At 51.3% G+C, this 8,281-nt stretch carries 9 protein-coding genes and 2 pseudogenes; 4 read left to right on the top strand and 7 right to left on the bottom strand.

Annotated features, from left to right (window positions below; genetic code table 11):
* Both P378_RS24395 and P378_RS18030 read right to left on the bottom strand, forming a co-directional pair.
* Positions 1–169: IS3 family transposase (locus P378_RS24395; RefSeq protein ID WP_420796026.1), on the bottom strand; the 169-nt coding region annotated here is incomplete at its 3' end.
* Positions 139–630, bottom strand: a complete 492-nt coding sequence (locus tag P378_RS18030) for a transposase (RefSeq protein WP_180261176.1) — start codon at positions 628–630, stop codon at positions 139–141. The genes P378_RS24395 and P378_RS18030, both read right to left, overlap by 31 nt.
* Positions 631–730: 100 nt before the next feature.
* On the opposite strand from P378_RS18030, the gene P378_RS18025 reads away from it, so the two are divergent.
* A complete protein-coding gene (locus tag P378_RS18025; RefSeq protein WP_099084170.1) occupies positions 731–1,123 on the top strand; it encodes a hypothetical protein in 393 nt (130 codons plus the stop codon).
* Positions 1,124–1,218: 95 nt separating this feature from the next.
* Here P378_RS18025 and P378_RS18020 read toward each other — a convergent pair whose 3' ends face one another.
* Positions 1,219–1,659, bottom strand: coding sequence for a hypothetical protein (locus P378_RS18020; protein ID WP_099084169.1), 441 nt, complete (start codon positions 1,657–1,659; stop codon positions 1,219–1,221).
* 661 nt (positions 1,660–2,320) lie between these two features.
* On the opposite strand from P378_RS18020, the gene P378_RS18015 reads away from it, so the two are divergent.
* On the top strand, positions 2,321–2,617 hold the full coding sequence (locus P378_RS18015; RefSeq protein ID WP_238473405.1) for an RpnC/YadD family protein: 297 nt from the start codon (positions 2,321–2,323) through the stop codon (positions 2,615–2,617).
* A 159-nt stretch (positions 2,618–2,776) separates the two neighbouring features.
* Entirely contained in the window at positions 2,777–3,028 is a 252-nt protein-coding gene (locus P378_RS20270; RefSeq protein WP_207654085.1) for a hypothetical protein, read from the top strand.
* Here P378_RS20270 and P378_RS24390 read toward each other — a convergent pair.
* From P378_RS24390 to cas6, 3 genes and pseudogenes are all read right to left on the bottom strand, one after another.
* Positions 2,973–3,200, bottom strand: a complete 228-nt coding sequence (locus P378_RS24390; protein ID WP_420796025.1) for an extracellular solute-binding protein — start codon at positions 3,198–3,200, stop codon at positions 2,973–2,975. The two genes, P378_RS20270 and P378_RS24390, sit on opposite strands and share 56 nt — an antisense overlap.
* A gap of 141 nt (positions 3,201–3,341) precedes the next feature.
* A pseudogene (locus P378_RS18000) lies at positions 3,342–6,130 on the bottom strand (CHASE4 domain-containing protein).
* Between the two features lie 319 nt (positions 6,131–6,449).
* Positions 6,450–6,608: a CRISPR system precrRNA processing endoribonuclease RAMP protein Cas6 gene (gene cas6 / locus P378_RS23795; protein WP_207654083.1), complete on the bottom strand. Its 159-nt coding sequence runs from the start codon at positions 6,606–6,608 to the stop codon at positions 6,450–6,452.
* A gap of 176 nt (positions 6,609–6,784) precedes the next feature.
* Between cas6 and P378_RS17995 the strand changes: the two genes are divergently transcribed.
* Positions 6,785–7,384, top strand: coding sequence for a transposase (locus P378_RS17995; protein WP_099084167.1), 600 nt, complete (start codon positions 6,785–6,787; stop codon positions 7,382–7,384).
* A gap of 181 nt (positions 7,385–7,565) precedes the next feature.
* Here P378_RS17995 and P378_RS17990 read toward each other — a convergent pair.
* Positions 7,566–8,093: pseudogene (locus tag P378_RS17990) on the bottom strand (IS110 family RNA-guided transposase); the annotation flags it as partial.
* Between the last annotated feature and the right edge of the window lie 188 nt (positions 8,094–8,281).

Here is an 8,281-nt window from a genome sequence, read left to right as displayed (position 1 = left end):
CGCCGCGGAGTAAATAGGGGTAGACTTTATGCTCGTGGTTCCGGCGGCTGAGGTTCGGCCCTGGCCTGATTGCTGATATTCCCATTTCCCGCATATACTTCTGTACCGTGGGTCTGCTGATGCTAAAGCCTTCGCGGTTCAGAATCGCTGTAATCGGACGGGAACCCATGTAGGGGTCCTCCGTGTAAATGCGGTCGATTTCATGCTTGATAGCAATTTCCATCGGCGATGGTGGTACTGGCTTGTAGTAAAGGCTCGGTTTAGCGAAAGCATTTCTGCCTGAACTGTTAATGGTAGCTCGCGGTTCTCAAAATCCACAAGTTCAATTCTTTCAGCCCTCGTCCAACTTAAAGCCAGATTTTTTTTAAGCCAGTTGAGCTTAGTTGTCAACTCGCCAATCTCTGCGTATAGTTCTTGAATCTTGTTCTTTAATGTCTCTTTCTCCTTGTCACTCTTTCTACGACCATCTTCAAGAACTTCTGCCAGAGATCTTATTGCCTCTTTTTTCCATTTAAGCAATTGATTTGGATGAATCCCATACTCTGAAGCAATCTGGGATATGGTTTTCTCTTCCTTGAGAATTTCCAGTACAACCTTGGCTTTGAACTCCCCAGAATATGATTTTCTCACGGCAACGATCCACCTTAAATAAAGCTGTTTTTTTGTCTAGTTTTCTTTATCCATTATACCCTGGGAAGGTTGTGAAGTACCGGACTTCGGTGCTGTGAGATTGCCGGTTTTTTTTGATTCAATTACCTTTAAATCCCCCATCCCCTTGGAACCATGGGACTTGTTATTCGCCGGTCCGGACGTTTGCTTCGATGTATTAGTGCTCAAGTTTCGTTCAACCGCCCGCAGATCTCCCATCCCCATAGGTCTGGTGGAAGCAGTTGCTCCTCCGGATTTAGTTAGTTGTACACTGGAAACACCCGGGGATTTAGGCGGAACGTTTTTGTTTTGGGATAAAGCTGCTTTTGCCGTTGGCGGCGGTGAGGATGTTCTCGACGGAGTAGGGGGTTGTTTTGGCTTTGAATATAAATTATTCTTTCGTTCGACTACCCTAAAGTCGCCCATTCCCATTTTAACTGCCCCCTTTACTTTTCTCAACGGTTTTTATGTTTGACTGATTTGTAAAGATATTTTTCTTGACACAAAATAATAGATATGCTGTAAATTAAAGTCTAATTCCCTACTGCCAGCCCCCTTTTTATTTTTAAATTACTTTAATACCAGCTTTCCCTGTTGAAGCTGATATATCAAACCGCGAATATGGAAAGGCATACAACAAATTTCTCCGCCGTTTAACAAGACAAGGGCATGCCATTTACCAGGCATTAACGGGTTTTCAGGTTCCGCTTTAATCCAACCTGCAGCTTGTATGAATTCTTCCTGACATTGAGGGTCGTCCCATACTGTACACTCAGACGAATAAGCGATTTCTAAATTAGGGTTAACCCATAGAAAGGTAACAAGATGGGCCCCCTTAACTTTATTAAATATTACTGTTACTCCGATTTCTCCACCTACATTGCTAAACTGTCTTTCGGGTTTCAAATTCTGTGTATCACCTGGGTACATTTCAATATGGCCAACATCTATAAAGGATGAATCAGAGGTTAACTTATAAACATCAGTATCTTCAACCACAAGACTGGACATTAACCTGCCATTGGATGAAAGATATGATGGGAATGTTTCGGGATCATTTACACGAAAACAGTTGTTGATCAAAAACAGTAGTGATACCGTCCTGTATCCAGGTTAAGTTCTTGACTCCAATGCCCTTCGGAATCAATTTGCATAGGGATAGGAGTAAAGTTAACTGACTCATGCCAAATTTCTAAGGCAACACTTTTGGCAATAGGTGCGCCGTCCCACCCCGGGAATGGTATCCAACAGCTCCAGGTCATCCTCAAAAGGGAGCATTCGGTCCTTAATTTCTTTGTCCAGTCTGTTTATTTCATCAGAGAGAAAATCAATGTGAATCGGTCATTGTTGAAAATGTGCGAATCTCTTTACCTTCAGGAGTGATGACACAGGCCACTACGTTCTTCTTATGAACGTCAAGCCCGCAGCAATGGGTGTACACAACTTCCATGTGTTCTTTCTCCCTCTACGGCAGTTAAATTGAAGGCTGGTGCAACAACCATATGTGGTTATTCTATCCTGCGTGCTTCCCCAAAAGGGGGCAACAATCTGTGGTGCACCTGGTCGTTGGGGTCTGTCTATGAGACGGGCTCGCAGCACCAAGTAGATACGACCTCCCTTCGCCAGCCGTAGAATAAAGATTCTTCACAGCACCATTTTCATCCTTCTGCTGGTGCCGCGTCAGCGGCATGGGGGTCTGAACCGGGAAGAAGAGGCGGAATTTTACCTGGAACTGGCTAAAATGGACAGGAAGGAGGCCGAGGCAATCATGCAGATAACCACCAGCTGGCACGAAAAAGGCCGTGCGGAAGGCTTGATGGAAGGGATCAAAGAAGGAATTAAAGAAGGCAGGTTGGAAACCGCCCGTGCGGACCTGAAAAAGGGGCTGCCGGAAGACGTTGTTGCGGAGATAACCGGCCTTGACCGCGAAATCATCCGGAAGCTGAAGGCCGAGCTGAATCGAGCTTGAGTGTGCGACAGGGGACAGCTCTCCTCTTGTCGCATTTTTGTTTATATAGTTTGGAAACAATTGATATGGTCCAGATGCTTCTTGGTTGAACTTGGCGGTCGGCGCCATACGTCTTAAAGCGGTAAACAAGGGAATGAACGGGGGGAGACTACTGGTGAAATGGCCGACCGGTTTCACCAGGATGTGATCAGCTTAAAACCACGGGCGTTAATAATCCTTGGAGGGACCAATGATGCATGGATTAGAGCAACTCCGGCGGCAATTCCCAACTCGGCAAGTACCCGGACACGGCCTTCGGGGATCCCTCCCCCATGGGTTCCCATGCCTTTGGAGTTGGACGTGGGTGGCTTGTTAGTCATCTGGCGGATGGAGATGTCGGTGGAGATGTCGGTCCCGGGGTTTTTCTCGTAGAAGCCTGCTGCTTTGTCAGTTCGTAGGCCGCGTGAGTGATGGGTAGATAGCCGCTTACCTGATGATACCAGGCCTGGAGATCAGGATTGGAGAGGAACGTGAAGAACTTGGCCACGCCCTTGTACTCCTCCGGCTTGTGCCCGGCCATCACCCAAAGCGATGCGCCCCCGATGATGCTGTTTCTGGACTATGTGGGGAGCTCCCCGGCGCGGAAGGCCGCGATGGCGCCCGTCATGGTCTCGGTGTAATTTCCCCTGTAGACAGGCACTACCTAGTACTCGTTCTGGGATGCGTTGAACCTGGAGGCTGTTCTTCATGCGTCTAAAAACAGGGAAACAAAAGCACTAACCAGCCGCGGGTCGAACTGGCTTCCCGCGCACCTTTTAAGCTCCGCGATGGCCTCCTCTTTACTTTTGGGCTTTATGTACGGCCGCTCGCCGGTCATGGCGTCAAAGGCATCGGCAATGGACAGGATGCGGCATTCTACCGGGATCTCTTCTCCGCTCAGCCCCAGGGGGTACCCTTTCCCGTCCCACCTTTCGTGGTGCTTGAGAATTAAGTCCGCCACCCCGGCGAGGTCAGGGGAGGATAAGGCGATGCGGTAGCCTTTTCGGGGTGCTGGCGCATAACCTCCCACTCTTCCTCTGTAAGCGTGCCTTTCTTGAATAAAATGCTGTCCGGCACGGCAACTTTGCCCAGGTCATGGACCTGGGCAAAAAGGGCCAGGTCTGCCATCTGCCGGGGAGAAAGCCCCAGTTTCTCGCCCATTTTAAGGCACATTTCTTTCAGCCTTTCGGCGTGCCCCGCGGTGAAGTAATCCTTTTCTTTGAGGGCTGCCAGCAGGGCGCCCACGATCTGGTTTCGCGCGCTGGCCCTGTACACAAGCTTATGGCGGTACATGAGGTCGTCGGCCTTCTTAAAGGTGTCTTCGAGGGATCCGTCCCCGCTCCGGCACGTGGCAAAGCCTGTAGACACGTGCAGGGGCAGCTCGGGGTGTTCTTTGTTGTAGTCATCGACCCGGGAGCGTATCCGGTATACAATATCTTCCCCGGTTTGTTCATCTGTTCCCGGCAAAAGGGCGGCGAACTCATCGCCCCCTATGCGGGCCAGGATATCGGAACGGCGCAGGGTATTTCTCAAAACATCTGCGCAGGCCTTCAACATTTCATCGCCCCTGGCGTGGCCCAGGGTGTCGTTGACCAGCTTCAGGCCGTCCAGATCGGCCACCAGGATGGTGACCGGGTATTCCCGGCTGACAGCCAAACGCCTGAGTTCTTCCTGGAAAAAGGCCCGGTTGTAAAGGCCTGTCAATGGGTCGTGCAGGCTCAAGTATTTCAACTGTTCCTCGTAGCGCCTGCGCTCGGTGATATCCAGGGCTGCTTCCACGGCCCCTATAACGTTTCCCTTTTCGTCCTTAACGGGGGAGGCAGTAATCCTCCAGAAGCGGCCGTCCGGCGAAACCACCTCCCCTGTGCACACCCGGCCGGTCTCCATAGCCTGCACCACCGGGCAGCCCTGGCAGGGATCGCTCCTGCCGTGCCATATCTCGTGGCATTTCGCTCCAAAAAGGTCCCCGGGGCTTTTGCCGACGGATTGGCCGGCCGCGCGGTTGGCCCAGATGACGTGCATGTCCCGGTCCAGAAATACAACCAGCTCCGTAAGGCTGTCGAGAATCAGGGATTTTTCTGTCATCAACCGATGCAGCTCTTCTTCCAGGATCTTGCGCGGGGTGATATCGGTCAAAAAATGCAGGGTGGCGGGCTGCCCCTCCCACTCGACCACCACGGAGTTTGTTTCCGCCCACTTGACACCCCCGTCTCTGGTTATTACCCTGAACGGAAATGCGTATAAGACGCATTTATTCTCCAGCAATTCCCTGTAATGTTCCCATACCGCATCCTTGTCTTCCGGGTGGATGAAGTCCGGGAAATGCCTCGAGACAAGCTCTTCCCTTGGGTAGCCTGAATGGGCCGCAGCCGCCCGGTTGGCAAATTTGACCGCGCCCTCCTGGACCACCACGACGGCTTCGGCGGCGTTTTCCACCACCGCCCTGTATTTCTTTTCCTTGTCGCTTATCTCCCGCCGGTACTCCTCCAGCCTGTCCAGCATTTTGCTGATTTCAGCGGAAAGAAGGGCAAGCTCATCCTTTCCCTTCAGAACCGGGAACCCGGAGGAAAGGGGAAACTGGTAGCCCGTGCCGGTTACGGCCGCGGTAAGTTTTACCAGCCGGGACACGACGGCACGGTTCAGCCAGTACAAGGCCAGGCCGCAGCACAGGACCGCCGTCAGCGCCAGGTAGAGGCTGAAGGCCTTTTCGGCGGACTTAAACACCCTGGCAACGCGCCTGTCCGAATTAACCTGGAGAATGAAGGCGGTTTCCCCCTGCAGGTCTTTAATGACGGTAAAGCCGGCGCTTTCCTCCGGGGAAATTATCCCGGCGTAACAGGCCTCCCCGTCTTCTAAAGAGCCCGCCGGCTGCAGGTCGCGGAAGTCCACGGCCCTCGGCGGGTGAAGGGTGAGGGGCAGGCGGGTGATCTCCGAAAGCTCTTTTAAATCCTTGTCCTTTAAGATCCGGCCGAAAATCAGGGTTCCCCGGGGGGGACCGGTGTCATCGCTTTTTAAAACGGGCCTGGCGGCCACCAGCACCGGCCCTTCCTGCGTCACCACCAGCCCTTTCATGCCGCCTGCTTTCTGGCGGGCCGGAAGAACAATCTCCCGGGGTACGGGGATATCTTCTCCCTCTTCAGCATCGTATCCCCTGGCGTATACCATTTCTCCCCCGGTGTTTATTATCACTATATAGTTGATCTTAAGAACCTCAAAGGTGCTGTCGACCAGGTTCTTCTTTATGTATTCCGCGTTTCTGTCTTCCACAAATAGATACGTATCATCCCATGCGGCCCAATCTTCGGTATTTCTGTCCAGCGTCGCCATTTCCCTTTCCAATGCCTGGAGGGTCCGCTCAATATTCTGCTTAAGATCATCTCTTTCCAGCTCAGCTACAATGTTATTTGCGATCACATGAGAAACCGCGAAAAAAACAAGGACGAGAATGGCGAAGGTGGCGCAGAGGGTGAGGACTATCCTGGTTTTCAAGGACATCCCGGTATCTCCTCCCAAGTCCTGGCCGGCAGTTGGGCTCCCGTCACCGCATGAGGGTAAAGCGGCGAGCTTTCGGTGCAGCGGGGGTTATACACCCCGGCGTGTTTGGTTTATTATTTTACCAAATTAAATGCCGTTACCAATAAAGTTTCAATACCTTGGGAAATTCGATACTTTAGCTCAATTACCTACCGGCCGGGGAAATTTTTTTGCGAATACCGGGTGTGGCAGGCGCCTCGCGATCCCCGGGCAGACGTTTAAATATTACTGGCTCCGGTTTTGCAGCAACCGTAAGCGGGATAGGGTTTCAGTTTGCGGCTCATTTCCCCACCTCCCGCAGGAGTACGTCCGGGTTCCAGACGCGGCTCTGCATGCACTGCCCCATGCCCATGGTGGTCTTCTGCCCCACCCCGGCGTAGAAGGCAAAGCCGGCCAGCAGATTCACCTGCCGGGCATGTTCCGGATGGGTCCGGACCACCTGCCGCCCGAGGCCGAAAGTACAGTGACCAGGGAGAAGAACAGGGCCTTGAACCTGATTTTTCTCAAGTTTTCCACATACCAGAAAACCTCTTTGGTCAGGCATCCACAGCAGTTATAGGCAACCTAACACCCGATAAAATCGCCAATCTGCCTGTGGAATAATTGGTAGACCTGATGCTGCAACACGGAAACCACCGGCTTAAGGATGTTCCTGAGATGGCCACGGCCCTTAAACGGGCAGCCCGTAACTCCTACCGTTTAAACCCGAAAATGCAAGAATCTGTGGACATTACACTGGCTATGTCCCTTGAGACCATCTGGTTCTTTGAGAGGCAGCAAAAGAAAATCGATCAGGCTATCGCCAAAGAGATAAAGGCAATTCCACACACGTTGGAAACTATTCCAGGCATCGGACCGGTTTACGCAGCCGGCATAGTAGCCGAAATCGGCGACATTTCAAGGTTTGACAATCACAATGCTCTTGCCAAATTTGCGGGCTTAACCTGGCGGCAAAACCAATCAAGCAAGTTCAACGCCCAGGATATTCCCTTAACCAGGTCAGGTAACTACTACCTGCGGTATTACCTTGTAGAAGCGGCCAACTCCGTCCGGGTGTTGGAGCCGGAGTATGGTGAGTTCTACCGCAGGAAGTATGCCGAAGCCAGACATCACCATCATAAACGTGCTTTAGTCCTTACGGCCCGCAAACTCGTTCGCATGGTCTTCACGCTGCTGAGTGAAAGCCAAATCTACCAGCAGAGGAGGGTGAATTAGTAATATTTTACAATTTACATTTTCTTTTATAACTGGGAATCTATTACGATTGTTGGCAGGGATACTTATTGCCTGATCTAAATTAATAAACCGCCTCGAGGGTGGTCAATTTTTTGGTTGTCACGGTGGTCAACTTTTTGATTGACATTACTAACAACGCTTGGGTTACTTTTTTATACTAGTCGTTTTCAATTATTGCTTCAATCATGGCACGCCCAGATTTGCCCAGTACGTCGCTGGCCACGGAAGACAACTTGATGTTGGCACATTCAAGGACCTTTTGGATACGGTTGATTTCCCGTGCCCGCTCTTCGATAAGGCTCCGGCGGTAACGGATGAGTTCCCGCAATTCCCTTTGTTCGCGGGAAGGAATATAACTGCCTTGCAAGAGGCCATGGCGGAGCAAACCGGCAATCCATTCTGCATCTTTTACATCGGTTTTACGCCCGGGGACATTTTTGATATGTTTAGCATTTACCACCATTGGCTGGATGTCTTCCAGTTCCAGCAAGTTATAGATGGGTTTCCAATACGAACCGGTGCTTTCCATCGCCACATGGGTGCAACCTTTGGTTTTAAGCCAGTCCACCATAGAAATAAGGTCATCGGTCATYGTTGAAAATGTGCGAATCTCTTTACCTTCAGGAGTGATGACACAGGCCACTACGTTCTTCTTACCTTCGCCAGCCGTAGAATAAAGATTCTTCACAGCACCATTTTCATCCTTCTGCTGGTGCTGCGTCAGCGGCATGGGGGTCTATGAGGAATTGAAACCACGGCGGCTTTTGGGAGGTGCAGAGCTCTTTAGCCCCCTAACAACATGTGCGGGTACTATTAATATCACAGCTAGCCTGGGTGTGTCTCAGAGAAGGCCGGAAGATACAGCAGAAAGCCTCA

This window comes from Desulforamulus profundi (assembly GCF_002607855.1).
This window is presented reverse-complemented; position numbering and strand designations above follow the sequence as displayed.

Excerpts from the sequence above, each read along its gene's own strand:
- P378_RS20270 (WP_207654085.1), top strand. The coding sequence starts at position 2,777 with ATGGCCGACCGGTTTCACCAGGATGTGATCAGCTTAAAACCACGGGCG.
- P378_RS17995 (WP_099084167.1), top strand. The coding sequence starts at position 6,785 with ATGCTGCAACACGGAAACCACCGGCTTAAGGATGTTCCTGAGATGGCC.
- P378_RS18020 (WP_099084169.1), bottom strand. The coding sequence starts at position 1,659 with ATGTCCAGTCTTGTGGTTGAAGATACTGATGTTTATAAGTTAACCTCT.